This window comes from Brevibacterium iodinum ATCC 49514 (assembly GCF_900169265.1).
GTDB lineage: Bacteria > Actinomycetota > Actinomycetes > Actinomycetales > Brevibacteriaceae > Brevibacterium > Brevibacterium iodinum.
On the sequence record NZ_FXYX01000003.1, the window covers coordinates 116161 to 139924 of the forward strand.

At 66.0% G+C, this 23764-nt stretch carries 25 protein-coding genes and 3 pseudogenes; 21 read left to right on the top strand and 7 right to left on the bottom strand.

All coding sequences use genetic code 11. The features are described 5' to 3' along the window. Nucleotides 1–2: 2 nt before the first annotated feature. A complete protein-coding gene (gene rsmD, locus BI49514_RS04320) occupies nucleotides 3–605 on the top strand; it encodes a 16S rRNA (guanine(966)-N(2))-methyltransferase RsmD (protein WP_101544583.1) in 603 nt (200 codons plus the stop codon). Here the strand turns inward: rsmD and ehuA are convergent. Genes ehuA through ehuB form a run of 4 tightly spaced genes read right to left on the bottom strand, consistent with a single transcriptional unit; the run spans nucleotide 602 to nucleotide 3696 of the window. Then, nucleotides 602–1408: an ectoine/hydroxyectoine ABC transporter ATP-binding protein EhuA gene (ehuA, locus tag BI49514_RS04325; protein WP_101544585.1), complete on the bottom strand. Its 807-nt coding sequence runs from the start codon at nucleotides 1406–1408 to the stop codon at nucleotides 602–604. The two genes, rsmD and ehuA, sit on opposite strands and share 4 nt — an antisense overlap. Beyond that, nucleotides 1395–2051, bottom strand: coding sequence for an ectoine/hydroxyectoine ABC transporter permease subunit EhuD (ehuD, locus tag BI49514_RS04330; protein ID WP_101544587.1), 657 nt, complete (start codon nucleotides 2049–2051; stop codon nucleotides 1395–1397). The genes ehuA and ehuD overlap by 14 nt, the downstream gene beginning before the upstream one ends. Next, the gene (gene ehuC / locus BI49514_RS04335; RefSeq protein WP_101544589.1) at nucleotides 2051–2797 is read right to left on the bottom strand and encodes an ectoine/hydroxyectoine ABC transporter permease subunit EhuC; all 747 of its coding nucleotides are present in this window, start codon (nucleotides 2795–2797) and stop codon (nucleotides 2051–2053) included. Before ehuC ends, ehuD begins: the two co-directional genes overlap by 1 nt. Before the next feature lie 20 nt (nucleotides 2798–2817). Continuing rightward, nucleotides 2818–3696 (bottom strand): ectoine/hydroxyectoine ABC transporter substrate-binding protein EhuB, encoded by an 879-nt coding sequence (ehuB, locus tag BI49514_RS04340; protein WP_101544591.1) that lies wholly within the window; start codon nucleotides 3694–3696, stop codon nucleotides 2818–2820. Nucleotides 3697–3812: 116 nt separating this feature from the next. On the opposite strand from ehuB, the gene BI49514_RS04345 reads away from it, so the two are divergent. From BI49514_RS04345 to BI49514_RS17175, 13 genes and pseudogenes are all read left to right on the top strand, one after another. Further along, on the top strand, nucleotides 3813–4586 hold the full coding sequence (locus tag BI49514_RS04345; RefSeq protein ID WP_101544691.1) for a GntR family transcriptional regulator: 774 nt from the start codon (nucleotides 3813–3815) through the stop codon (nucleotides 4584–4586). Further along, nucleotides 4583–5089, top strand: coding sequence for a pantetheine-phosphate adenylyltransferase (coaD, locus tag BI49514_RS04350; protein ID WP_101544594.1), 507 nt, complete (start codon nucleotides 4583–4585; stop codon nucleotides 5087–5089). Before BI49514_RS04345 ends, coaD begins: the two co-directional genes overlap by 4 nt. Before the next feature lie 3 nt (nucleotides 5090–5092). Next, the gene (locus BI49514_RS04355) at nucleotides 5093–6280 is read left to right on the top strand and encodes an MFS transporter (protein WP_101544596.1); all 1188 of its coding nucleotides are present in this window, start codon (nucleotides 5093–5095) and stop codon (nucleotides 6278–6280) included. A 74-nt stretch (nucleotides 6281–6354) separates the two neighbouring features. Further along, nucleotides 6355–6918, top strand: a complete 564-nt coding sequence (locus tag BI49514_RS04360; protein WP_244195150.1) for a YceD family protein — start codon at nucleotides 6355–6357, stop codon at nucleotides 6916–6918. A 2-nt stretch (nucleotides 6919–6920) separates the two neighbouring features. Beyond that, a complete protein-coding gene (gene rpmF / locus BI49514_RS04365) occupies nucleotides 6921–7124 on the top strand; it encodes a 50S ribosomal protein L32 (RefSeq protein WP_025777330.1) in 204 nt (67 codons plus the stop codon). Nucleotides 7125–7128: 4 nt separating this feature from the next. Next, the gene (gene rnc, locus BI49514_RS04370; RefSeq protein WP_025777329.1) at nucleotides 7129–7833 is read left to right on the top strand and encodes a ribonuclease III; all 705 of its coding nucleotides are present in this window, start codon (nucleotides 7129–7131) and stop codon (nucleotides 7831–7833) included. A 77-nt stretch (nucleotides 7834–7910) separates the two neighbouring features. Then, on the top strand, nucleotides 7911–8828 hold the full coding sequence (gene mutM / locus BI49514_RS04375; protein WP_101544600.1) for a bifunctional DNA-formamidopyrimidine glycosylase/DNA-(apurinic or apyrimidinic site) lyase: 918 nt from the start codon (nucleotides 7911–7913) through the stop codon (nucleotides 8826–8828). Nucleotides 8829–9738: 910 nt separating this feature from the next. Continuing rightward, nucleotides 9739–10130: pseudogene (locus BI49514_RS04380) on the top strand (DJ-1/PfpI family protein). Then, entirely contained in the window at nucleotides 10127–10675 is a 549-nt protein-coding gene (locus BI49514_RS04385) for a GlcG/HbpS family heme-binding protein (protein WP_244195149.1), read from the top strand. The pseudogene BI49514_RS04380 and the gene BI49514_RS04385 overlap by 4 nt, the downstream one beginning before the upstream one ends. 42 nt (nucleotides 10676–10717) lie before the next feature. After that, nucleotides 10718–11029, top strand: a complete 312-nt coding sequence (locus BI49514_RS04390) for a putative quinol monooxygenase (protein WP_101544601.1) — start codon at nucleotides 10718–10720, stop codon at nucleotides 11027–11029. Nucleotides 11030–11791: 762 nt separating this feature from the next. After that, complete coding sequence (locus BI49514_RS04395; protein WP_244195148.1) at nucleotides 11792–12121, top strand: hypothetical protein; 330 nt, start codon at nucleotides 11792–11794, stop codon at nucleotides 12119–12121. Further along, a pseudogene (locus BI49514_RS17170) lies at nucleotides 12118–12579 on the top strand (relaxase/mobilization nuclease domain-containing protein); the annotation flags it as partial. The gene BI49514_RS04395 and the pseudogene BI49514_RS17170, both read left to right, overlap by 4 nt. A gap of 412 nt (nucleotides 12580–12991) precedes the next feature. After that, nucleotides 12992–13891: a hypothetical protein gene (locus BI49514_RS17175; protein WP_338063762.1), complete on the top strand. Its 900-nt coding sequence runs from the start codon at nucleotides 12992–12994 to the stop codon at nucleotides 13889–13891. A gap of 370 nt (nucleotides 13892–14261) precedes the next feature. Here BI49514_RS17175 and merA read toward each other — a convergent pair whose 3' ends face one another. Then, nucleotides 14262–15683, bottom strand: coding sequence for a mercury(II) reductase (merA, locus tag BI49514_RS04415; RefSeq protein WP_101544608.1), 1422 nt, complete (start codon nucleotides 15681–15683; stop codon nucleotides 14262–14264). A gap of 105 nt (nucleotides 15684–15788) precedes the next feature. Between merA and BI49514_RS04420 the strand changes: the two genes are divergently transcribed. The 7 genes and pseudogenes from BI49514_RS04420 (at nucleotide 15789) to BI49514_RS04445 (ending at nucleotide 21058) form a co-directional block, all read left to right on the top strand. Further along, nucleotides 15789–16178: a heavy metal-responsive transcriptional regulator gene (locus tag BI49514_RS04420; protein ID WP_006215441.1), complete on the top strand. Its 390-nt coding sequence runs from the start codon at nucleotides 15789–15791 to the stop codon at nucleotides 16176–16178. A gap of 128 nt (nucleotides 16179–16306) precedes the next feature. Further along, nucleotides 16307–16636: a plasmid mobilization protein gene (locus BI49514_RS16290; RefSeq protein WP_206516267.1), complete on the top strand. Its 330-nt coding sequence runs from the start codon at nucleotides 16307–16309 to the stop codon at nucleotides 16634–16636. Nucleotides 16637–16755: 119 nt separating this feature from the next. Beyond that, nucleotides 16756–17100 (top strand): annotated as a pseudogene (locus BI49514_RS17380) (relaxase/mobilization nuclease domain-containing protein); the annotation flags it as partial. A gap of 352 nt (nucleotides 17101–17452) precedes the next feature. Next, nucleotides 17453–18325 carry an AAA family ATPase gene (locus BI49514_RS17385; RefSeq protein ID WP_476695661.1) on the top strand — a complete coding sequence of 291 codons (873 nt, stop codon included), beginning with the start codon at nucleotides 17453–17455 and terminating at the stop codon, nucleotides 18323–18325. Between the two features lie 88 nt (nucleotides 18326–18413). Next, nucleotides 18414–18782 (top strand): Cd(II)/Pb(II)-sensing metalloregulatory transcriptional regulator CmtR, encoded by a 369-nt coding sequence (cmtR, locus tag BI49514_RS04435; RefSeq protein ID WP_094454062.1) that lies wholly within the window; start codon nucleotides 18414–18416, stop codon nucleotides 18780–18782. Further along, nucleotides 18779–20743, top strand: a complete 1965-nt coding sequence (locus tag BI49514_RS04440) for a heavy metal translocating P-type ATPase (RefSeq protein WP_101544697.1) — start codon at nucleotides 18779–18781, stop codon at nucleotides 20741–20743. The genes cmtR and BI49514_RS04440 overlap by 4 nt, the downstream gene beginning before the upstream one ends. Nucleotides 20744–20755: 12 nt before the next feature. Further along, nucleotides 20756–21058 carry a thioredoxin family protein gene (locus tag BI49514_RS04445; protein ID WP_101544611.1) on the top strand — a complete coding sequence of 101 codons (303 nt, stop codon included), beginning with the start codon at nucleotides 20756–20758 and terminating at the stop codon, nucleotides 21056–21058. Nucleotides 21059–21360: 302 nt separating this feature from the next. Here BI49514_RS04445 and BI49514_RS04450 read toward each other — a convergent pair whose 3' ends face one another. Together BI49514_RS04450 and BI49514_RS04455 are read right to left on the bottom strand one after the other, a co-directional pair. Then, nucleotides 21361–21840 (bottom strand): hypothetical protein, encoded by a 480-nt coding sequence (locus BI49514_RS04450; protein WP_101544613.1) that lies wholly within the window; start codon nucleotides 21838–21840, stop codon nucleotides 21361–21363. 87 nt (nucleotides 21841–21927) lie between these two features. Beyond that, on the bottom strand, nucleotides 21928–23712 hold the full coding sequence (locus BI49514_RS04455; protein WP_244195146.1) for a BCCT family transporter: 1785 nt from the start codon (nucleotides 23710–23712) through the stop codon (nucleotides 21928–21930). Between the last annotated feature and the right edge of the window lie 52 nt (nucleotides 23713–23764).

The following is a 23764-nucleotide window of genomic DNA, read 5'->3' on the forward strand; positions in this document are numbered from 1 at the left end:
ACATGAGGATCATCGCCGGAGCACACAAAGGGGCCAGACTGACCTCCCCGTCGGGGGCGAACACCCGGCCGACGTCCGACCGGGTCAAGGAGTCACTGTTCTCCATGCTCGACGGCTACGGAGTGCTGCAGGCCGCGAACGTCCTCGACCTATTCGCCGGTTCCGGCGGTCTCGGCTTCGAAGCGATGTCCCGGGGCGCGGCGCAAGTCGATTTCGTCGATTCCTCTCTGGCCTCGCTGCGGGCGCTGGAGTCCAACGCGGACAAGCTCGGCCTCGACCATTCCGCGACGGTCCACGCCGGGGATGTGCTCCACTTCCTGTCCGGACTGCCCGGACCCAGTCACCCGGAGTCACGGGTCTTCGACCTCGTGTTCATGGACCCGCCCTACCCGTTGGGTGAGGACGCGGTCACGCAGATCCTCAGTCGTCTGAGCACGCACCTGGACATGGAGTCCATCGTCGTCGTCGAACGCGCCGCGCGCTCGCCGGAGCCGACGATGCCGGACGGACTGGAAGTCTTCCGGGCGAAGACCTTCGGCGAGACCGCGATCCACTTCGTCCAGCTCGTCGGGGAGTCCGACGCTGTGGCAGCCGCGGAGGACTAGAGCACGCTGGAGAGGAACGAACGGGTGCGCTCGTGCTGCGGGTTGTTGAAGATCTGGTCCGGCGGACCCTCTTCGAGCACCTGACCGCTGTCGAACATCATCACTCGGTGAGAGACATCGCGGGCGAACTGCATCTCATGCGTGACCAGAAGCATCGTGATGTCCGTGGTCTCGGCGATATCGCGCAGCACTCCGAGCACGTCACCGACGAGCTCGGGGTCGAGCGCCGAGGTGACCTCGTCGAGGAGGAGGATCTCCGGGCTCATCGCCAGCGCACGGGCGATCGCCACACGCTGCTGCTGACCGCCGGAGAGGCGGGTCGGATGAGCATCGGCCTTGTCAGCCAGGCCCACGCGTTCGAGCAGCTCCTTGGCCTCCTTGCTCGCGTCGGCCTTGGACTTGCCGAGTACATGGACGGGAGCTTCGATGATGTTCTCGAGCGCTGTCATGTTCGGGAACAGGTTGAACTGCTGGAAGACCATCCCGATGCGCGTGGTCATCTCACGCGTGCGCTTCTTCGGCAGCTCGACGCGTTTGCCGTCGCGCTCCTCGAAGGTCAGCGGCTTCCCGTCGACATAGATGTATCCGCCGGTGAGCTCTTCGAGGGTCATCACCAGGCGCAGGATCGTCGTCTTGCCCGAACCGCTGGGCCCGATGAGGGTGACGCGTTCGCCGGGAGCCACCGTGAAGTTGAGGTTCTTGAGCACGGTGGTCGGCCCGAAGCTCTTTTCCACGTCTTTGAACTCGATCGCCGGGGTCGCCGAGGCGGATGGTGCAGTGGGGGTGTTCTCAGTAGGTGGCAAGGCGTCGATCCAATCTCTGAATGAGCAGTGAGGTCGGGTAGCTGGCGATGAGGAAGATGATTCCCGCCAGAGTGAAGGCTTCCGTGTAGGCGAAGGTCGAACCGCCGAATTCCTTCGCCGCGGTGACGAGCTCGACGACGGAGATCGCGAACAGGAACGGGGTGTCCTTGAACATCGCGACAGCGTAGTTGCCCAGCGACGGGATGGTCGCCCGCAGCGCCTGGGGCAGCACGATCGCGGTGAAGGTGCGCACCGGCGGCAGCGACAGCGCAGTGGCGGCCTCGAACTGTCCCGGCGGCACCGAGTCGATACCGGCTCGGTAGCTTTCGGACATGTACGTCGAATAGTGGATGCCGATGACGATGAAGCCGATGACGAGGGCAGGCACATTGACCAGACCCGGAATGTCGGCGAACGCGTAGTAGACGAACAGCAGCTGGACGACCAGCGGAGTGTTGCGGATGAACGCCACGATGAGGCGGACGAGCCAGTTGATCCAGCGCGGCAGGCCGCGAATGGCAACGGCCAGGATGAGGCCGAGGATCGCGGCGATGACGGTGCCGACGACGGTGGCGATGAGAGTGTTGACGAACCCGCGGAGCAGGATCGGCAGCGCCTCGGCGGCGAATTCCCAATTCCACATCAGAGGTCACCTGCCTTCGTGTGTGCCGCATCGGCCCGGGCCGTGCGCCTGGCCTCGCGACGATCGGTGCGCGAGTTCGGGCGCTTGCGGCCCAGCGCGGCAGTGGCCCTGCGTTCGAGGAAGTTCATGAATTCCTGGAGCAGCCACGCCAGTGCGAAGTAGATGAGGAGGCTGATCGAATAGGCGAACATCGTGTCGCCGGTCGCCTGGCGCAGCTGTTCGGTCTTGTCGGTGAGGTCGGAGAGCGTGATGAAGGAGACGACCGCCGTGCCCTTGAGCAGCTGGATGAGCAGCGTCGCCAAGGACGGAATCATCAGTGCCCACGCCTGCGGGAAGATCACGCGGATCATGCGGCGGGTGGGGGAGAGGCTCAGCGCGATCGCAGCCTCCCACTGGCCGGGGGCCACTGTCTTGATCGACGAGCGGACCACCTCGGCGGAATAGGCTCCGTAGTTCAGTGCCAGAGCAGCGACACCGCAGGCCATGGGGTCGAAATCGACGCCGAGGAGCGGGAGAACGTAGAACAGCCAGAAGAGCTGCACGAGCAGCGAGGTGCCGCGGAAGAACTCGACGACGATGCGAGCCGGAACGCGCAGCCAGGCGCTCGGTGAAGTCATCGTCAGACCGAGGATGAGTGCGATGATGACGGCACCGATGCTGCCGGCGACCGTGAGGATGATGGTTGTCTGAACTCCCTCCCACACCTGTGGGAGGAAGTTCAGCAACGTCGTGACATTGTCATTCATGGTGCTTGGGAAGAACCGACTCAGGAATCAGCGGTGGGAAGTTCGCCCTTGCACAGCTGATCGGTCGTGATCGAACCGTCGGGGCGCTCTTCCTTCGTGAATCCGTAGTCGCCGACGACGTCGAGGTAGGCCTTCTCGTCGGAGACGATCTTCTCCAGGCCCTTGTTCCATTCGTCGCGCAGTTCCTCGTCATCGCTGCGGAAGACCGTGGCACCGGCACCGACCTGCGGCACTCCGTCGATCTCCTGGACGAATGAATCGCTGACCTCGACACCGGAGTCCTCGCTGTTCTTCGCCATCCAGTTGAGCGAGATGGCGGTGAGCGCGAAGACATCGGCGCGACCGGTGGTCACGGCGTCCATGCCGTCCTGCGGGGTGCCGACCTGCTGGGTCTTGATGCCGAGGTCCTTGGCGTAGTCGGATTCGATGGCGCCGGTCATGGTGGCGAGCTTGACGCCCTTCTCCTTGACGTCGTCGAGATTCTTCATCCCGTCGAGCTTGCCTTCCTTGGTCATCAGGGCAGTGGTGTACATGAACTCGGGGTCACCGAAGGACGCCTGTTCGCAGCGGTCGGGCAGGATCGACATGCCGGCCGAGATCGCATCGAAGCGATCGGCATTGAGGCCGGGGATGAGAGAGCCGAACTCGGTGTTGACGCCTTCGACGTCCTCGACGCCGAGCTCCTTGAACACGGCTTTCGCCAGAGCGACCGACGCTCCTTGGAGTTCGCCGCCCTCTTCGAAGCTGTACGGGGCTTCACCGGCGAAGCCGACGGAGATCTTTCCTTCGTCGATGGCCTTCTGCAGAGCGGACTCGTCGGAGTCGCTTCCGCCGCAGGCACCGAGAGTCAGCGTCAGCGCGAGAATCGATGTCGCGGCGGCCAGTCCTTTGAGTTTCATGTGCTGTTCCTTCCTTGAACGTCGACACATCCTCGTGACATGCGTCTCTGGAACAGTATTCAATACTCATGTTGTCCGAATGTCACACTGTCTGACAACGTTATATGATCGTGACCGTGACGAATCCTCCGACTTCCGAGCTCCCGGTGCTGCGCAAAGTGGTCCGCGCTTCGACGATCGACCTCATCGTCGACCAGATCCGCAACGCCATCTACTCCGGTTCGCTCGAGCCCGGTCAGTCGATCAACGAGGTGCGCACGGCCGAGCTGCTCGAGGTGTCGCGACCGTCTTTGAGGGAGGCTCTGCAGCGTCTCATCAGCGAAGGCGTGATGACGCATGCTCCCGGACGGGGCGTGCATGTGAGGAGGATGCGCACCGCAGACATCGACGACGTCTACGCCGTTCGCGAGGCGATCGAATCGCAGGCGGTCAAGCTCATCGTCCGGCAGGGGCGGTCCATGTCACGGATTCGCCAGGCTCTGCGGGAGCTCGAACACGCCATCGAGGAGAACGTTGCGCGCACGATCGGCGATGCCGACCTCAACTTCCACCACGCGATCGTCGCGTGCTCCGGATCGGCGCGGCTGACCGACCTCATGAAGGTCTCGATGGTCCACACCCGGCTGCTGTCGCTGTCCGATCAGCGCGGCTACGAGGTGCGGTGCGACCTCATCGACAGCCACCGCAAACTCGCCGAGGCCGTCGCCGCCGGTGACGAACCCCGTTCGCTGGCGATCGTCGCCCGGATCATGGCCGAGGCGGCCTCGCGTCTGCACGGACCCGAAGACGGTTTCGAAGCTCAGGTGGTCAAAGGCCACGACGACGAGACACCCGCCGACGATCAGTGGCTGCAGCTGCGTGAGCGTCCGAACGATACGATGAGGGCATGAAGGTCGTCTGCCCCGGTTCCTATGACCCGATCACCATGGGTCATCTCGATATCATCGCCCGCAGCTCTCGGATGTTCGAAGAGGTTGTCGTGGCGGTCGTCCACAATCCCTCGAAGTCCGGTCGCTTCGACCCGGAGGTCCGCGCAGACCTCATCCGTCGATCCCTGACCGAGGACGAACGCACTCGGGGCGCACAGAACATCACGATCGACCTCGTCTCCGGGGGCCTCCTCGTCGACTACTGCACGAGAATCGGCGCCCCCGCCGTCGTCAAAGGTCTGCGCTCGGGCACCGACTTCGCCTACGAACTGCCGATGGCGCTGATGAACAAACACCTGTCCGAGCTCGAGACGATCTTCGTCCCCGGCGACCCGAAGTTCGAACACGTCTCCTCCTCACTCATCAAGGAAGTCCACGGAGGCGGCGGGAACATCGAAGGCCTCGTCCCCACCTCGGTGCTCGACGCTTTGCGGGGAGACATCCCCGGCGACGGCGCTCGCTGAGGGATGGGCGCGGCGACTCCAGCCAACCGGGCGTGGTTTCCCGGCCTCGTCATCCATACCGTGCTCGCGCACGCCACCTACAACGGCGTCCGCGTCCTCATCTCCTACCGCACCCTCGAACTCGGCGGAACGGGGTTCGTCCTCGGCCTGATGACGGCCGTGTACTCGCTCGTCCCACTGCTCACCGCCCTCTTCATCGGCCGCCTCGTCGACCGCGGGTACGCCACCGCGGTGCTGTGGACGGGAACCGTGCTGTCCGTCCTGCCCGTCGCGCTCGCGGCCATGGCCCCCAACCTCGGCGTGCTGCTGGTCGCCACGATGAGCCTCGGCGTCGGACAGCTGCTGACCACGGTCGCCTCCCAAGCGCTCATCCCGCAGAGCTTCCCGGCGGCCCAGATGACATCGAAGTTCGGCCACCTCACCCTCGGCGTCTCGATCGGGCAGACCATCGGACTGCCCCTGGCTGGAATGGTCGCCGACGCGACCTCCGGGCAGGCACACATCACGAACGCCCTGTGGTTCATGACCGCGGTCTCCGCGCTCACCCTCATCGCCGCCGCGGTCGTCATGCTCCGCGGCAGGACTCCGCACGTCTCCCGCGCCGAAGCCGCCGAAGGGGCGCAGACGCCGTGGGCGCTCCTGTCGATCAGGGGGATGAAACCGGCGATCTTCGCGTCCATGGCCACGCTCGCCGCCGTCGATCTGATGACCGCCTACCTGCCGCTCATCGGGCAGCAGAACGGACTGTCCGTAACTACGGTGACCTGGCTGCTCGCCCTGCGCACTCTGGCCTCGGTGGTCTCACGGCTCTTCATCGGAAGCCTCACGGCCAGGTGGCGGGACCTGTCTCTGCTGTGGACCGCCTCGGCGATAGCCGGCATCAGCGTCGTCCTCATCCCCGTGTTCAGCCAACCGTGGACGCTCGGGGTGCTGCTCGCGGTCGCGGGATTCTGCTTCGGGCTCACCCAGCCGCTGACCATGTCGTGGGTGTCCGCGCTGGCCGATGCGAAGAATCGGGCAGCGGTGCTCTCGATCCGCCTGGCGGGCAACCGACTCAGCCAGGTCGCGATCCCCTCGGCCGCCTCGGCGCTGACGATCGTCGCCGGCTCCGGGATCGTGTTCACGATGTCCGGAGCGCTGCTCCTCATCGCCGGGGCAGTGACCTGGCGCAATCATCACGAACGATGGTGACGAGGAACACCTGCACGGCCGATGAAGACCGATTGGTAATGACCGCTGACAATGATTAGAATGGTGAGTCGCGTGTGAACGCAGGAGCGACATCCTCAAACGCACCAGGAGGACAGGGCATGAAGGACAGATCTGAATTCGTCTATGATCTCAGATCCATGGGATTGCTCGGTCATCCGGGTGAGTGGGAACGGGTGAACACCACCTTGTCGGCTCCAGCGGATCTCAAGATCGAAGTGATCGGGGTTGGTCAAGGTTCACCACTGACGCTCGAGCTGATGTTCGAGAGTGTGTCGGAGGGAATCTACGTGTCGGGCACAGTCTCGGCGACGGCCCGCGGCGAAGACGCGAGGACGCTCGAACCCATCGAGCTGCCTATAGATGTGGACATCCAGGAGATGTACGTCTATGAGCAGGCCGAAGGGGACGAAGACTCCTACGTCATCGACCGGGATCAGCTCGACCTCGAGCCCGCGATCAGAGACGCCGTCGTGATGGCTCTGCCGTTCAATCCCTCGCGGGATGAGAGCGAGGAGTTCAGCTACACCTTGGGGGAGGACCTCGAGGTGGACGAGGACGAATCCGAATCGCCGTTCGCATCATTGAAGAATCTGTTGGAAGAGAAGAAAGAGAGCTAGACGTGGCTGTTCCGAAGCGTAAATTGTCGCGCAGCAACACCCGCCACCGTCGTTCGCAGTGGAAGGCCAAGGCTCCGAACCTGGTCAAGACTGTGGAGAACGGTCGCGTTGTGTACTCGCGCCCCCACCAGGCCAAGGTCGTCGAAGACGCAGCCGGCACCCCGCTGTACCTCGAGTACAAGGGCCGCAAGGTCGCTGACGTCTGAGACTGTGGACACTGACACCACAGCAGCACTGAAGAAGAGTCTCGGGATCGATATTGATCCCGAGACTTTTCGTCTCGCGCTCACGCACCGTTCCTTCGCCTTCGAAGCCGGGGGCATCCCCACCAACGAGCGCCTCGAGTTCCTCGGCGACTCCGTTCTGGGCCTCGTCGCCACCGAGTCGCTGTTCTACGACAACCCAGATTTGCCTGAAGGCCAGTTGGCCAAGATGCGTTCGGCCGTCGTCAACACGCGCGCCCTGGCATCGATTGCCCGCCGACACGGCATCGGCGAGCACATTCTGCTGGGCAAGGGTGAGGAGCTGACAGGAGGCCGGAACAAGGACTCGATCCTCGCCGACACCGTCGAGGCCCTCATCGGCGCGACCTTCGTCTCCCGCGGACGCGAAGAGGCCTTCGCGTTCGTCCACCGCCTCATCGACGGAATGCTCGACGACGCGGTCAACCTCGGGGCGGGGATGGATTTCAAGACCACCCTGCAGGAGGCCGCTGCCGACCTCGATCTCGGTGCCGTGAGCTACGAGATCACCTCGGCCGGGCCCGACCATGCGATGGTCTTCACCGCCACCGCGATGCTCGGGGCGAACAACTGGGGCGCCGGCGACGGATCCTCGAAGAAGGCCGCCGAAGCCGCAGCCGCCGAGGTGGCCGTCAAAGCCATCCGCACCATCTACCCGGACTACCGGCGCTGAGTTTTCCCGCTGCCAGTGGAACGGGTTCTTTAAGGGCTGAGATTTCTGAAGGGGCGTTGTTCTGATGCGTGAGTTCGATGCCTGAACTTCCCGAGGTCGAAAGCGTTCGTCGCGGCGTCCATGAATGGACGAATGGGTCGACGATCACCGGCGCCGAGGTGCTCGACCCCCGAATTCTGGGCACGACGTCCCAGCGGCGCATCGATGCATCCGCGGTCTCCGGGTTCGTTTCCGCCGTGACTGGGGCGCACATCTGGAGGGCCGAACGGCGTGGGAAGTTCATGTGGCTGAGCCTGGGGGAGGGGGCTGATCTCTCCACTGCGGACCCGGTCACTTCACCTGTGCCGAGACCCGAGCTCGGCATCCTCGTGCATCTGGGCATGAGCGGACAGCTGCGCATCCACTCGCCCGGCGAGGAGATCCACCGTCATACTCGTGTGGTTCTGCACCTCGACAGCGACCGCGAACTGCGGTTTGTCGACCAACGGATCTTCGGCCATATCAGCGTCCAACCTCTCGTCCACGGGTACGGTCGGCTCGTCCCCGCCTCGGCGGTGCACATCGCGGCCGATCCGCTCGAGCCCGCGTTCGATCCGGAACGGGTCGTGGCGAACCTGGCGAAGAAGCGCACGGCGATCAAGGCAGCACTGCTCGACCAAACGCTCGTCAGCGGAATCGGGAACATCTATGCCGACGAGGCACTGTTCCGGGCGGGAGTCCACCCCTTGGCGGTGCCGGCCCGGACGCGGAAGAGCCGCCTCGTCGCGGTGCTCGAATCCGCGACGAAAGTGATGAGCGATGCCCTGGCCGTGGGCGGGACGAGCTTCGACGCCCTCTACGTCAACGTCAATGGCGAATCCGGTTACTTCGAGCGTTCTCTGACGGTTTACAAAAAACACGGGACCCCATGTAAGCGCTGCGGCACCACCATCGTACGTGAAAAGATCGGCGGTCGCTCGAGTCATTTTTGCCCGCGCTGCCAGCGAAGGCGCTAGTTTGAGCGGTTGTGTCCGGCGCGACGATGAGCGGCCGCGCGGGTTTCGAGCGCGCAGTGCCCCCCGCTTCTGCGTCGTGCTGTCGTTGCTTCGGCGGCTTGACGAGCTGCGGCCGAACGAGGTCTTCTCGTACTTTAACGGTTGCGGAAGATTCCGCCCGTTTTGGGCCGAGGGCACTCCCGCCCTGGACGTCGACCAGGTTGCGATCTTCTCCTGGTAACGCACGGGCACGCAGCCCGACTGGTCGACCAGGGCCTCTGACCCGCGGACGATCTGACGCCCGGGATCCGAAGGATGATGGGCGGTGACGATCGGGTCGCCGCGTGAGCCGCGCGGCAGCGGGCGACGGCGCTCCACGTCGGCACGCATGTGGCCGCGGTCGACGACGTCCTTCGGTGAATGCGCGACGAGGCTGACCGGCGCACCGAGGCGTACCTCTATCGAGTGCACCAGAAGCCGTCTAATTCGCCTCCTGGATGGGGATCGGTTGCCATACGCGCCAGGGGAGTTGATGAGGTCTGGTTGGGTGAGCACCTGGTCCGGATGGGGTGCGACGGTGGGGAGCAGGTGCCCGATGATGTGGTCCCAGATGCCAAGGAAGTATTCGCGGGGGAACATCACAATCGTCTCGGCGACGAGGTCGGCGATCCGGACTTCTCCGTCGTCGGCGAGCCGGTGCCCTGCCGGCAGGGCGAGGTGTATCGGCACCTGGCGCACGCAAGGCGCCGAGGATCCGGTGATGACCCTGAACCGTCTGATGCAGTCGGTGCAGTTCACCGGCGGCATCGGTGTGGTCGGCGTCTTTCCGCCCCAGGCCCCCGATGCCTAACAGAACTTCGACGAGCACAACGACGGCTGGACCAAGGTGAGCCGCGGGCAGGTCAATACCTCTCACAGAATGGAGCAGAACATGGCAGGCGAATTGATTCGGGAGCGGATCGCGATCCTGGCCGCGGACGGCGCGGAGCGCGTGGAACTGGAACAGCCGCGACAGGCTCTGCACGATGCCGGGGCCACGACGGAGTTGCTGTCACCGCACGAGGGCGAGATTCAGGCCCGCAACAACGACATGGATCCGGCCGGAACGGACCGTGGACGATGATCGAAGCCGGCGGTGCGAACGGCCGGACGCTGACCTCCTACCCGAGCATTCGAACCGACCTGCGCAATGCCGGCGCGAACGTCGTGGACGAAGAGGTGGCACGCGACGGGAACCTGATCACCAGCCGTTCACCCGACGATCTCCCCGCCTTCTGCTCCGCGATCGTGGAACTGTTCGGCCAGGCGGGTGAGGCACCATGATCGAGGTGGCTCTGTCGGCAATCGTGCAGGCCAAGCCAGCCAGGGACAATGACGTCGAACTGAAGAGAGACAGCACCAGCCAACAGATCGACGCAGTTAGCTTCACCACGCACACGACACGGGAGGTACTCATGACCATCAAGTTCGAATCCGTATCGCTCGAGGACGCTCAGCGCGTGATCGCCGCCGGTCAAAGTGAGGCGAGCAAGATCGGGTCGCCGAGCAACGTCGCGGTGGTTGACGCGGGTGGCAATCTGGTCTCCCACATCCGCATGGACAACGCGTGGGTGGGCAGCGTCGACATCTCGATCAATAAGGCCTTCACGGCACGCGCCTTCGACATCGCCACCAATGATTTGGCCGAACAAGCTCAGCCCGGCGAGCAGTTCTACGGCATCCAGGGGTCGAACCATGGTAGGGTCATGGTCTTCGCCGGTGGAATCCCGCTACGCCGCGACGGACTGGTCGTCGGGGCGGTAGGAGTCAGCGGGGGCAGCGGCTTGCAGGATCAAATGGTCGCGGAGGCAGCCGCAGCGGCGTTCTGATCATCCCGGAAAACGCGAAACCGAACAGAGGAGAGATCGAAGATGGCAACAACGCAGGTCAGCAAAGCGCTTCTGGTACGCCTCGAAGCACTGCCCGGCAAAGAGGACGACGTCCGCGACTTCTTGAACCAGGGGCTGTCGATCGTCGACGGGGAACCCAAAACCGTCCGGTGGTTCGGAATCCAGTTCGGACCCTCGTCGTTCGGGATCTTCGATGCCTTTCCCGACGACGACGGTCGCCAGGCGCACCTTTCGGGTGAAGTCGCGAAAGCGCTCGGTGAGAAAACGGGTGAGCTCTTCGAGGAGCCCGTGATCGAGCAACTCGATGTCGTCGCGGAGAAGCAGCCCGCATAGAGCAGGCCGCCGCGTCGCTGTGGTAGGACTATGATGCTGAGTTCCCGGGTTCGGCTACGGGGCTGCAACTTGCATGTCTCTTGACCCGGATCTTCCTCGTCCGCCCCGTTTTCCAGTCGTCGGAGGTCCGCTGCTGGGCAGTCGCTCGGGCGGTCGCTCGCGGTTGCGATCAAACGTCCACAGGAGGAGGTCGGGCCACGGATTCGGTGGCCCGAACCGGCCGCGCGGCTGCTCTACTCCAAGGCCTCCTGACTGGCCGACACCCCCGCTAGGGCGAGACTCCGCCCTGTTGTGGGGTGTCGGCCAGTCACTCGCCCTGCAGGCTGGAGAGCTGTTCGGCGCAGACCCGAGCATTCAGAACTTCGACGTGTTCGCATACAGACTGCCCGGTGAGAACGGTAGAGAAGTACCGCTGAAGGCCTAGACCAGGGCTGCGGAGACATTGACGTAGAAGCAGGAAAGCGGTTTCCGGCAGCGGGCCCGGATGCAGACTGTCGAGGAACTTCAATCCTCTGGATCAGAGTGTGGTCGACAGCTAACCGATTGCCAAGATCATTTACGGCGTGTCTCCTTTGTCGGCGGATCCTTGTCAGGATCTCGCTGATCACGCTGGCCGCTCGATAGGTCAGGCAGATTCTCGCAAATGCGATGTAGCCCCTGTGTCTTAGTCAGGGCGCGTTGTGCTCGTCGCGTCGCGATTGACACAGTTCGCGCCACATCTGTCACTGGCAGCGGCATTCTGCATCGGTGCAACGCGGTGAAATGAAGCGGATCTTAGCCGGAGAGTCTATCGAGACCTCTGACTACAACGCAGTGAAGCGTATTCTCGTACGCGATGCCCTCCACGCCTCCCGCTCGGAGGAGTTGGACGCCGCCGTGGCGGCGCACCTGCTCGGGGTCGAGGCGCGTGTGCAGGCGTCGGCGGACGCTCGTGAGCTGGCTGCCCAGGTGCGCCCGCTGGCGATCAACGTCAACGACTTGGATCACCGCGCGCGCGCCGGTGAGGCGGTGGCGCTGTCGTCGGAGGTGCCCGAGCTGATCGAGCTGCTGCGCGAGGTCCGCGCCTTGCTCGGGGATCGGACGGCCGCATGAGCACCACCCACTACAGCCCGAGCACCAGCGCCGCCGACACCGAGCGCTATATCCGCGGGAAGGAGGACGAGCGGGGCGTCGCGATCACGTGCGAAGTGCCGGGAGGCCCTGGCGCATTCTCGGCGCGCGCACGGGCGCTCACGCAGAACACCACGCGCGAGGTCGAGGCGCTGCATTACCGGCAGTCTTTCAGCGACGAGGAGTTCGACCCGAAGAACCCGGAGCACGTGCAGCGGGTGAACGATCTCGGCTATCAGCTCGCGAAGAGGATGCACCCCGACTCGGACTGCCTCGTGGTCAGTCACGTGGATGGCCGGGGCAGAAAGCCGCATAACCACATCTTGGTCATCAATCACAGCAACCGGACCGGAAAGGCGCTCTCGGACTACCGGACGTTCCACGATCGCAAGGCCGGGAACCAGCGGGGCGTGCAGTCGGCGAACGACGAGCTGATGCGAGAGCACGGGCTCTCGGTCGTGAAGCGGCTGGAGCACGCGCCGAAGGACTGGGAGCTGCGCCGCGAGGACTTCGCGGAGGGCGGGCTCGACCGCGAGATGGGTGACCGGATGAGCGCCGCACTGGCCGACCCCCGCGTGGTGGACAAGGCCGGTCTCGAAGCGGTGATCGAGGAGCAGAACCAGCAGCTCGACGACGCCGGGGAACGTGTGCCGAGGATGCGGCTGCACAGCCCCGTCAGCAAGAAGGGCAAGCGCGCCGGGCAGGAGACCTGGACGCTCTACATCGAGGACCGCCGCGGCGAGTCCGGCCGCGCCGATCGCCGCAAACGCGCGAGCGCGCTCTCGGCGGACTTCACCCCGGAGGGCGCGCAGGCGTTCTTCGACTACCACCAGCAGCAGAAGGAGCAGGAACATGAGCGCAGCGCTCGACAGGCTGAAGCAGCAGAACGGGCCCGTGCAGTCGCCGCAGCCGCTCGGCAGTCCGGAGACGATGGAGCTGTTGACCTCGATCCTCGCCGCCGTCGAGGCGCAGAATACGAGGATTGCCACGCTGACCGAGCAGCAGAAGAAGCTCGCGGGGTTCGTGAAGGTCATGGACGAGGAGACGACGAGGCGGCTGGAGCGGATCACGACCCCGGCGTCGACCTCCTCGCCCTCCAGCGACGTGTCCGCGAGGATCGCGAGTATCGAGAGCAGGCAGAACGAGATCGCGAGCACGCTCGGCAAGTTCGCGCAGAGTCTCAACGGCGAGAGCTTGAACGCCGCGTCGCGAACCTTGGTCGCGGAGGCGCAGAAGAATCGCGCGGCTACGGCCTCGGCGATTGAGGGTCTGAAGGTGCAGGCCACAACGAACCAGAAGCTTGTGAGCCAGGTCGGCGGCGTGGTGCAGCGGATCGAGAAGCGTACTGAGGAGCGGGTCGAGAAGGCCGTCGAGCAGGTCGCCGGGGAGGCCTCGGCCACGATGACCGCGAACCTCGACGCCTCGAACGAGCGCACCGAGCGGATCATGGCGGCGACGGCGAAGCTCGAAGCGCGTCAGCTCTGGTCGGCCGCCGCTGCGATGTGCCTCGCCCTGCTGCCGGTGGTCGTGGTCGTCGCCGGGCTCTGGATGGGCATCGCCGGTCTCATCACGGGCGCTCAGTGGGCGCTCGACGTGGACGGGCGCATCTGGCTCGGCATCGGGCGCTGGCTCGTGGTCTCCGTGGGTCTCGCCGGGGCCGGCTACGGGCTCTTCGCGTCCGTCCGCTCGGCCGCCGGTCTCGCGGAGACGTGGAAGGGTCGCGGGGTGCCGAAGTGGCCGAGGTGGCGATGATGGCTGGATCCGCTCGAGCTACCGGTTCCGATCAGCGGTCGAAGGATTTTCGCAGCAGCCGGTCCTGCGGCCTCGGTGCCGCCGCCCTAACCTGACGAGCATCCCCGCCGTGACGGCCATCACGACGGCGATCCCGGCACCGATGATCCAGGGGTTACCGAGGAGCCCACCGACGCCCGCGAGTGCTCCGCCCGCCGCGATGAGCGGCAGGCCGCAACAGAGCAGCAACGGAAGCGCGCAGCATGCCAGCAAGAGCAGTCCGGTCCCTGCAGCGACGACGGGACCGGCGCGCCGTTCGTCGCGGTCCTGATCGGCGCCCATCGTCTGCACCTCTTCAGGATGAGATCTCCCCGATTGCCTGCGTTGCCGGTCATGCGCAGCACGACAGCAGCGACGGGTCGGTGGTGAAGGCCTTCGCGGCGATCCGGATGCCCTCGGCCATTGTCAGGTAGGGAGCCCAGGCGTCGGCGATCTCGGCGACGGTCTTGCCGAGCACGTGGACACCGGCGGCGGCGAGCTCTCCGGCGTCCTTGGCGACGGCGGTCAGGCCGAGGATCTCGTTCGTGTCGGCGTTCACGACGATCTTGATGAACCCGCGGGTGTCGCGGTTGACCAGCGCGCGGGGCACGTGGTGCAGCGGCAGGACGCGGCAATCGCAGCGGATCCCCGCAGCAAGCACTTCCTTCTCGGTCATCCCGACCGCTCCGATCGCGGGCCCGGTGAACGTCACCCGCGGCAGGCGGGAATAGTCGACGGCACGATCGGCGTCGGCGAACGCGTTCTCGGCGACGAGGGTGCCGTGGTGGGCGGCGACGTAGACGAACTCGGGGTGCCCGGTCACGTCGCCCGCGGCCCAGATCCGCGGGTTCGAGGACCGCAGTCGGTCGGAGACGACCACCTCGCCGGAGTCCCCGGTCTTCACCCCGACCGCATCGAGGTTCAGGCCATCGGTGACGGGACGGCGTCCGAGGGCGACGAGCACCTGCTCGGCGCGGAACTCCTGCGAGTCGCCGGACACGTCGGCGGTCACGACGGCCTCGCCTCCCGTGCCGCGGGAGACCCGGGTGGGCACCACGCGGCGGACGACGCGGATGCCTTCGTCGGCGAACGCCTCCTGAAGCGCCTTGGACACCTCCGGCTCCTCCTTCGAGGCGAGCCGGGACCGCACCAGCAGCGTGACCTGCGAGCCGAGGCGAGCGAATAGCTGCGCCTGCTCCAGGGCGACGTAGCCGCCGCCGAGTACCAGCAACGACTCAGGAACCTCAGCGAGTTCCATTGCCGTGGTCGAGGTCAGGTACCCGGTCTCCTCCAGGCCGTCGATCGGCGGAGCCCACGGGCGAGAACCAGTCGCGACCAGGAAGTGGTCGGCCTCGATGGTCTCGACCGTCCCGTCGCCGGCGATGATCTCCAGTACCGGGGCGTCTGGGCCGCCGGCGAACGATGCATCGCCGCGGCGGACCTGCCAGCCGTAGGAGTCGGCGACGTCGGCGTACTTCTCGCCGCGCAGCGACTCGACCAGCGCCTGCTTCCCGGCGATCAGCGCAGGCATGTCCACTGTCTCAGCCGTCGCCGCGATCCCCGGGAACCGGCCTGAAGCGTCGGCGGCGACGTGACGGGCGTCGGCAGCGGCGATGAGGGCCTTCGACGGCACGCAGCCGGTGTTCACGCAGGTGCCGCCGAGCGTCCCGCGCTCGATCATCACCACCGACTTGCCGAGCGTGGTCGCACGGATGGCGGCGGCGAATGCTCCGCCTCCGGATCCGATGATGGCGAGGTCGTACTTGGTAGGCATCGCTGCTCCTGTCAGTCCTTGGCTTTCTGCTCTGTCTCAGCCATACTGGACCTTCCAGTGCAGGGGAAGGTCAAGCCTGCTCCTGCCGAACGATCGGAGGCCGCGATGCGCATCGGAGAACTCGCCGAACGCGCGGGCACCACGGCGAAGACGCTCCGCTTCTACGAGGGGCAGGGGCTGCTTCCGCCGGCCGAGCGCACGCAGTCCGGCTATCGCGACTACGCACCCGAGACGGTCGCCCGGATCGACTTCGTCCACCGCGGCCAGGCCGCGGGCCTCACCCTCGCCCAGATCCGCCAGATCCTCGACATCCGCGACGGCGGCCATGCGCCCTGCGAGCACGTGCGCGACCTGCTTGACGTGCGCCTCGCTGAGATCGAGCAGCAGATCGCGCAGCTCTCCGTGCTGCGCGACACTATCGCGGACCTCAGACAGGACGCCGCGCACCCGGACCCTGAAACGTGCAGCACCGATCAAGTGTGTAGGTACTTGTAGACGACGGTAGCCAATGACTCCAACGCTACAACCCCGATATGCGCTACAAGTACCCTGCTGGCCCTGACCGTACGGCTCCCAACACCAATGATGGTCATGGAGTCGATGAGCCCCAGGCGAATCGCGACGTGAGCATCGACGTGCGGGTCACGAATGCGGAGGGCGAAGCGGTTCGGCGACGTGCTCGCAGGCTCGGCGTGAAGCCGAGCAAATGGGTACGCACGGTCATTCTCGACGCCCTGGACTCCCGCCGGGACGGTCTCGGGCATCTAGAGGTCGCGGCGGCCTCCACGCCGTCGCCGGAGCTGGGTCAGGCGGTCGAGCAGGTGCGCCGAATCGGGATCAACCTGAACCAGGCGGTGCGTCGCGGTGGTGCCCTCGACGACGATCTGCTGCGCGAGGTCATGGAATCGATGGATGCCGTGCGGGCACAGCTCGGGGATCGGACGGCGCTATAAGTACGGTCAACGTGAAGCCGTCGCGGTCCGCCAGCGACTCGGTCGGGTACGCGCTGTACGGCAACGACAAGGACAAGCGCACAGGCCACGTCCAGACCGGCACCGATCGTGCCGCAGCGATGTCGTGCTCGGTGGAGTCGCCGTGGGCCTTCGTCGCCCGCGCAGAGGCTCTGGCGAGGGCCCACGGGCGGAAGAACGAGCTGTACTCGTACACGCAGAATTTCTCGCCGGACGAGTTCGGCAAGAACGACCGGGGGCACGTGCAGCGGGTCAATGAGCTGGGCGTGAAGCTCGCGGAGCGGATGCACTCGGCCGATCACCTCGTGGTCACCCACGCCGACTCGGCCGGCGGGCACCTGCACAACCACATCTACGTCATCAACCACGACAACCTCACCGGGAAGTCGCTGCAGCGGAACACGTCGTGGAAGAACGGCCTGCGCCAGGCCAACGACGAACTGATGCAAGACGAGGGGTGCCAGGTCCTCCCGTCGCCGGAGCAAGCAAAGCCGGACTGGTCGCAGCGCCGGGAGGACTTCGCGTCAGGCGGATTCGAGCGCATCCTCGGGGACAAGGTCGCCGCCTCGCTGCGGGACAAGCGGTCAGTGGACCGGGCGGGATTCACCGAGGTACTCGACGAGCATGGCGTCGCCCTCGCAGAGACCCAGCGTGACGGCTGGACGTACAAGATGCGCCGGGCCGACAACGGCAAGCTCGGCCGGAAGAAAGCATCCGGGCTGACGCCCGAGTTCACCGCCGAGGGCGCACAGCAAATCTTCGAGTTCCACGAGAACAACCGACCGAAGGAGCAGAGCAATGAGCATTCTCGACGAGATGAGGAACGAGCAGCAGGAGACCGAGCCGAGCTCGACGGCGTCGAATCTGTCGGAGCCTACGAACGCCGACGTCATCGCAGCGGTCAACAGGCAGACGAAGGCCGTGAACGGACTGAAGTCGTATCTGCGGATCGCGATCGAGGAAACCGTCAAGGAGGAGCTGAAGGGCCTGCCGTCGACCTTGCAGCCGTCCGTCAACAAGTCGCCGCAGATCGAGAGCGTCGAGAGCAGACTGAGCGAGATCGAGAGCACGCTCAGAGAGTTCGCGCAGAGTCTCGACGGGAAGCAGCTGCAGAGCGCCTCGCAGAGCTTGATCGCCGAAGCGCAAATGAATCGAGCAGCTACGGCCTCGGCGGCTGAGAAGCTCCAGTCCCTGGCCGAGGACAACCAGAAGCTCGTGAGCCAGGTCGGCGGTGCCGTGCAGCGGATCGAGAAGCGCACCGAGGAGCGGGTCGAGAAGGCGGTCGAGCAGGTCGCCGGGGAGGCCTCGGCCACGATGACGGCGAACATCGACGCGTCGAACGAGCGCGCCGAGCGGATCATCGCCGCCACGGCGACGCTGGGGGCCCGTCAGCTCTGGTCGGTCGCCGCGGCGATGTGCCTCGCCCTCCTGCCGGTGGTCGTGGTCGTCGCCGGGCTCTGGATGGGCATCGCCGGGCTCATCACGGGCGCTCAGTGGGCGGTGGACGTGGACGGGAGCGTGTGGCTCGGGATCGGGCGCTGGCTCGCGGTCGGCGCTGGCCTCGCCGGGGCCGGTTACGCCCTCTTCGCGTCCGTGCGTTGGGTCGCCGGCTTGGTGGAGACGTGGAAGGGCCGCGGGATGCCGACGTGGCCGAGCTGGCGCAAGAGGTGACCGCGATTCCCGAGGGCAAGCGCGCGGAGCGCGTGCGGCAGCCCCTGCATCTGGACGATTGGTCAGCGTGCACTGTATAGTTCAGTGCATGCTGACTATTGCTTCGCGCCTCGACGTCATGAACCGGCTTGGCCGGGCCATGGCCGACCCGACGCGCTCCAAGATCCTGATGTCCCTGCTCGACGGCCCGAGCCACCCTGCCGTGCTGTCGCGCGAGCTGGGGCTGACGCGCTCGAACGTGTCCAACCACCTGACGTGCCTGCGCGACTGCGGGATCGTGGTCGCCGAGCCCGAGGGCCGCCAGACCCGCTACGAGATCGCCGACCCGCACCTGGCCGGGGCGCTGACGGCGCTGGTGGACGTCACGCTCGCGGTGGACGAGAGCGCGCCGTGCATCGACCCGCACTGTTCGGTGCCCGGCTGCTGCGCCGCGACCGGTTCAGGGGACGCCTCGTGAGCGCCGCCTGCGGCTGCGACGAGCCGACCACCAGTGCCGCCGAAGAGGCCGAGGAGGCCGAGCGCCCGTGGTGGCGCGATCCGGGTCTGGTGGTGCCGATCCTCTCCGGCGTCGCGTTCGGCACCGGCCTGGTGCTGGAGTGGTCGGGACTGCACGTCGCGGCGCTGGTCGCGTTCTGGGCGGGCCTGCTGCTGGGCGCGTACACGTTCGTGCCCGGCGCTCTGCGGAACCTGTTCGTCAAGCGGAAGCTGGGGATCGCGCTGCTGATGACGATCAGCGCCGTCGGCGCAGTGATCCTCGGCTACGCCGAGGAGGCCGCCGCACTGGCGTTCCTCTACTCGATCGCCGAGGCCCTGGAGGACAAGGCGATGGACCGCGCCCGCGGGGGCCTGCGCGCGCTGCTGAAGCTTGTGCCGGAGACCGCGACCGTGCTGCGCGACGATGCCTCGGTCGAAGTCCCGGCCAAGGAGATCGCCGTCGGCGACGTGCTGCTGGTCCGCCCCGGCGAGCGGGTCGCGACCGACGGGACTGTCCGGTCCGGTCGCTCCAGCTTGGACACCTCGGCGATCACCGGCGAGTCGATCCCGGTCGAGGTCGCCCCCGATGACGCAGTGTCGGCGGGCGCGATCAACACCGCCGGGGTCCTGGAGGTCGAGGCGACCGCGGCGGGCACCGACAACTCGCTGACCACCATCGTGGAGCTGGTCGAGCAGGCCCAGACCGAGAAGGGCGAACGCGCGCGCATCGCCGACCGGATCGCCCGTCCGCTGGTGCCCGGCGTGATGGTCCTCGCCGTCCTGGTCGGCGTGCTCGGCTCGCTGCTCGGCGACCCGGAGACCTGGATCACCCGCGCCCTGGTCGTGCTCGTCGCGGCCAGCCCGTGCGCGCTGGCGATCGCGGTGCCCGTCACGGTGGTGTCCGCGATCGGGGCTGCGACGAAGTTCGGCGTCGTCATCAAGAGCGGTGCCGCCTTCGAGCGCCTCGGCGGCATCCGCCACCTCGCCGTGGACAAGACCGGCACCCTGACCCGCAACCGGCCCGAGGTCACCGCCGTCGTCGCCGCCGACTGCTTCGACGACGCGCAGGTGCTCGCCTGGGCCGCGGCGGTGGAGCAGCACTCGACGCACCCTCTCGCCGCCGCCATCGCCGCCGCGGGCCAGGGAGCCCCCGCCGCGCAAGAGGTGACGGAGGAGGCCGGCCACGGCATCGGCGGCACCGTCGACGGCCTCCGGGTGAGCGTGGGCAGCCCCCGCTGGATCGACGCCGGACCGCTCAAGGCCCGGGTCGAGGACCTGGAGGCCGAGGGCCAGACCTGCGTGCTCGTCACCGTCGACGGCCGCCTGGCCGGGGCGATCGGGGTCCGCGACGAGCTGCGCCCCGAGGTCCCCGACGTCGTGCGCACGCTGAAGAGCCAGGGCGTCGAGGTGAGCATGCTCACCGGAGACAACGCCCGCACCGCCCACGTCCTGGCGCAGATCGCCGGGATCGGCGACGTGCACGCCGAGCTGCGGCCGGAGGGCAAGGCCCGCATCGTGGCCCAGCTCTCCGAGCAGTCACCCACCGCGATGATCGGCGACGGCATCAACGACGCCCCCGCCCTGGCCGGTGCGACCGTGGGCATCGCGATGGGCGCGACCGGCTCCGACGCCGCGATAGAGTCCGCCGACGTCGCCTTCACCGGACACGACCTCGGCCTGATCCCGCAGGCGCTGCGGCACGCCCGCCGCGGCCGGGCGATCATGAACCAGAACATCGTGTTGTCCCTGGCGATCATCACCGTGCTGCTGCCGCTGGCCATCACCGGCGTGCTCGGCCTGGCCGCAGTCGTGCTCGTCCACGAGGTCGCCGAGGTCGTCGTCATCGCCAACGGGCTGCGCGCCGCGCGTGCCCGCAAGAGCCAAGCGGCGGCCGCGTCGCCTGAGACGGCGTCACCGGCCGCGGTCCGCGCGGACAGAGCCTGAGAGGAGTGGATCATGGAGATCACGTTGCAGTACTTCGACGGGTGCCCGAACTGGGAGGTGCTCGACCGGCGGCTCACCGAGGCCCTCGACGGCCGATCGGCCGTCCGCGTCGTGCATCAACGAGTCGAGACTGCCGAGGACGCCGCCCGCCTCGGGTTCCACGGGTCCCCGACCGTCCTCATTGACGGTTCCGACCCCTTCGCCGACGAGCACACGCCGGTGGAGCTCGCCTGTCGAGTGTTCCGCACTCCTGCCGGGCTGGCTGGTTCGCCCACCGTCGATCAGCTGCGCGAACTACTTGATGCGCCTCTATGAGGGTGGAGCACCGCCGGGTTGCGCGATCATCGCACCGACGCTCAGCGCAGGAAGAGCCGCCTTCATCGAAAACCAGCCAGGATTGCCGTCAGCGTTGTGCTGTAAAGCGCGCCGACGCTGACAACGGGTGCTACAACCCGGGCATGCGCTAGAAGAGGTCGCCACCTCCGCGATCAGGCGGAAGGGAACGCTCATGTTCGCGGTTCCAACGATCGCTGCCATTGCGGTCCTGTTCGGAATGCAGCTGAGCGCCCTCACCTCTCGCCTTCGGCGGTGCCGCATACGACCACAGTATCAAGACGTCAGTGTCCGAATCCCCTCGCAAGATACGCTTTGTGGCCGTCGATGAGCGCGCGTTGCGCCTCGGTGTGGTCAGGCGGGGAGACAATATTCGCGGGGTTCGTCGGAGATAACCACAGTGAGTCGATTTCGACGATCCGACCGTCTCGCAGGCGCGCTGCCGCAGCCAGCCGATAGCGTGAACCGGGAGCCGGTAGGAGAATGCGGTCGAGATCCCGCCAGGCGATCCGATGAGGCCTGCCGGTGAAGCCGCACCAGATGAACTCCTCAGGAGTGATCTCCAACCGGGCGCGTGAACCCATGTGGAAATTCACCCACGCGCCGATGAGCGCGATGACCGGTGTGAAGAGGAAGATGAGAAAAATTGGTTCGGCGAAGATCGCCAGGATGATCACCGTGCTGAACGCGAGAATCGCCATGACGACGAGCATCCAGCCGATGAATGTCGAGATGTTCCCCTCGCGTCTGATGACTCTGTTCATCTATCGACTTCCTTTCCTTCGAACTACCTGACGGCGGCCCAGCAACCTCGCGAGGTTGCTGGGCCGCCGTCAGGTAGCAATTGGGGGTTAGTCCTTTGTGGAGGTGCCCGTGTCGTCGGCAGGGTCTTCCTCGATCTGGAGTTCCGAGGTCTTGAGGCCGAAGATCTCACCGTCGTACTCGTTGACCGCGGTGGCCACCGAGGTCTCGAGCACGTGCGCGGCCAGCTGCTCCTGGATGATGAGCGGATCTTTCGACAGGTCCTTCCACACCGCAACGCACAGCAGCAGCATGACGATGACGAACGGCAGGGCGGAGACGATCGTGATGTTCTTCAGCCCGTCGAGCGCCTCGGCGGGGTCGGAACCGCCCGCCAACAGCATGACCGCGGCTACGGCTCCGGTCGCCGTGCCCCAGAAGATCACGAGACCCTTGCCAGGCTCCTGCATGCCGTTGGCCGACAGCGTGCCCATGACGATCGACGCGGAGTCCGCACCGGTGACGAAGAAGATCGCGATGAGGATGACCGTGACGATCATGAGGATGATCGCGATGAGGTTCGGCAGCGGCAGAGCGCCGAGGAGGTCGAACAGGATCGTGTCCATGTTGATGTCCGGTTCGCCGTCGACGACCTTCGCGAGTGCCGTGACCGTGCCTTCACCGCGCTCAGCGCGCTCCTGGATGCCGATGGCGCCGCCGCCGAAGACCGCGAACCAGATGGTCGAGACGACGGAGGGAACGATGAGCACACCGGTGACGAACTGACGGACGGTGCGACCGCGCGAGATGCGCGCGATGAACAGGCCGACGAACGGCGACCATGACACCCACCAGGCCCAGTAGAAGACAGTCCACGACGACAGCCATTCATTGACACCCTGCCCGTCGGCAGCGGTACGCGAAGCCAGCTGCGGCAGATCCTGGATGAACGCACCCACCGAGGAGGGGACGACGTTGAGGATGAACAGCGTCGGACCGCCGATGAAGACGATGAGGGCGACGATGACCGCGAGCACCATGTTGATGTTCGACAGCCATTGGATGCCCTTCTCCACACCCGAGACTGCCGAGACGACGAAGGCCGCGGTGAGGATGGCGATGATGATGACGAGCACCGGCGAAGTGACCTCGGACATGATGCCCGCGGACTCGATGCCGCCGCCGATCTGGATGGCGCCCAGACCCAGCGAGCAGGCCGAACCGAACAGGGTCGCGAGGATCGCGAGGATGTTGATGACCTTGCCGCCGAAACCGTTGACGGCGCGCTCACCGAACAGCGGGGTGAACATCGAGGAGAACAGCTGCGAGCGTCCCAGACGGAACGAACCATAGGCCACGCCGAGACCGACGATGGCGTACATCGCCCACGGGTAGAGCGTCCAGTGGAACAGAGTCGTTCCCATGGACGTGCCCATCGCCTCAGCAGTGGAGCCGTCGACGGTGTTCGGAGGAGGGGACATATAGAAGAACAGGGGTTCGCCGACTGCGGAGAACACGAGTCCGATGCCCATGCCCGTGGCGAACATCATCGCGATCCACGAGGAGGTCTTGAACTCCGGCTTCTCATCGTCGCGGCCCAGCGGGATCCGGCCGAAACGGCTGACTGCGACGACGATGACGAAGATCGTGAAGATCGTGGCGGCGATGACGAAGAGCCAGCCGAAGTTGTCCATCACTCCGGTCAGCAGGGTGCCAGCCACATTGCCGAGGCTGTCGGGAGAGACGAAGCCCCAGACGACGAATGCGACGGCGAGGATGCCGGCCGCGAAGAAGACCACCTTGTCCAGACCCTCACGTTTGAAGGGCCGGAGCGCGGTCGTCGGATTCTTCAGGAGCTCGATGAGCTCCTGAATCGTGTTAAGTTCACTGCTCATAGTGATGAGCCGATCGGACCAGGCCCTCGGTGGAGCAGTGGAGGACGGGCCA

What these genes read in the sequence shown, in the direction of transcription:
- rsmD (WP_101544583.1), top strand. Translation starts at nt 3, where the DNA reads ATGAGGATCATCGCCGGAGCACACAAAGGGGCCAGACTGACCTCCCCG.
- ehuD (WP_101544587.1), bottom strand. Translation starts at nt 2,051, where the DNA reads ATGTGGAATTGGGAATTCGCCGCCGAGGCGCTGCCGATCCTGCTCCGC.
- ehuC (WP_101544589.1), bottom strand. Translation starts at nt 2,797, where the DNA reads ATGAATGACAATGTCACGACGTTGCTGAACTTCCTCCCACAGGTGTGG.
- ehuB (WP_101544591.1), bottom strand. Translation starts at nt 3,696, where the DNA reads ATGAAACTCAAAGGACTGGCCGCCGCGACATCGATTCTCGCGCTGACG.
- coaD (WP_101544594.1), top strand. Translation starts at nt 4,583, where the DNA reads ATGAAGGTCGTCTGCCCCGGTTCCTATGACCCGATCACCATGGGTCAT.
- BI49514_RS04355 (WP_101544596.1), top strand. Translation starts at nt 5,093, where the DNA reads ATGGGCGCGGCGACTCCAGCCAACCGGGCGTGGTTTCCCGGCCTCGTC.
- mutM (WP_101544600.1), top strand. Translation starts at nt 7,911, where the DNA reads ATGCCTGAACTTCCCGAGGTCGAAAGCGTTCGTCGCGGCGTCCATGAA.
- BI49514_RS04385 (WP_244195149.1), top strand. Translation starts at nt 10,127, where the DNA reads ATGATCGAGGTGGCTCTGTCGGCAATCGTGCAGGCCAAGCCAGCCAGG.
- BI49514_RS04390 (WP_101544601.1), top strand. Translation starts at nt 10,718, where the DNA reads ATGGCAACAACGCAGGTCAGCAAAGCGCTTCTGGTACGCCTCGAAGCA.
- BI49514_RS04395 (WP_244195148.1), top strand. Translation starts at nt 11,792, where the DNA reads ATGAAGCGGATCTTAGCCGGAGAGTCTATCGAGACCTCTGACTACAAC.
- BI49514_RS17175 (WP_338063762.1), top strand. Translation starts at nt 12,992, where the DNA reads ATGAGCGCAGCGCTCGACAGGCTGAAGCAGCAGAACGGGCCCGTGCAG.
- merA (WP_101544608.1), bottom strand. Translation starts at nt 15,683, where the DNA reads ATGCCTACCAAGTACGACCTCGCCATCATCGGATCCGGAGGCGGAGCA.
- BI49514_RS04420 (WP_006215441.1), top strand. Translation starts at nt 15,789, where the DNA reads ATGCGCATCGGAGAACTCGCCGAACGCGCGGGCACCACGGCGAAGACG.
- BI49514_RS17385 (WP_476695661.1), top strand. Translation starts at nt 17,453, where the DNA reads ATGAGCATTCTCGACGAGATGAGGAACGAGCAGCAGGAGACCGAGCCG.
- cmtR (WP_094454062.1), top strand. Translation starts at nt 18,414, where the DNA reads ATGCTGACTATTGCTTCGCGCCTCGACGTCATGAACCGGCTTGGCCGG.
- BI49514_RS04445 (WP_101544611.1), top strand. Translation starts at nt 20,756, where the DNA reads ATGGAGATCACGTTGCAGTACTTCGACGGGTGCCCGAACTGGGAGGTG.
- BI49514_RS04450 (WP_101544613.1), bottom strand. Translation starts at nt 21,840, where the DNA reads ATGAACAGAGTCATCAGACGCGAGGGGAACATCTCGACATTCATCGGC.
- BI49514_RS04455 (WP_244195146.1), bottom strand. Translation starts at nt 23,712, where the DNA reads ATGAGCAGTGAACTTAACACGATTCAGGAGCTCATCGAGCTCCTGAAG.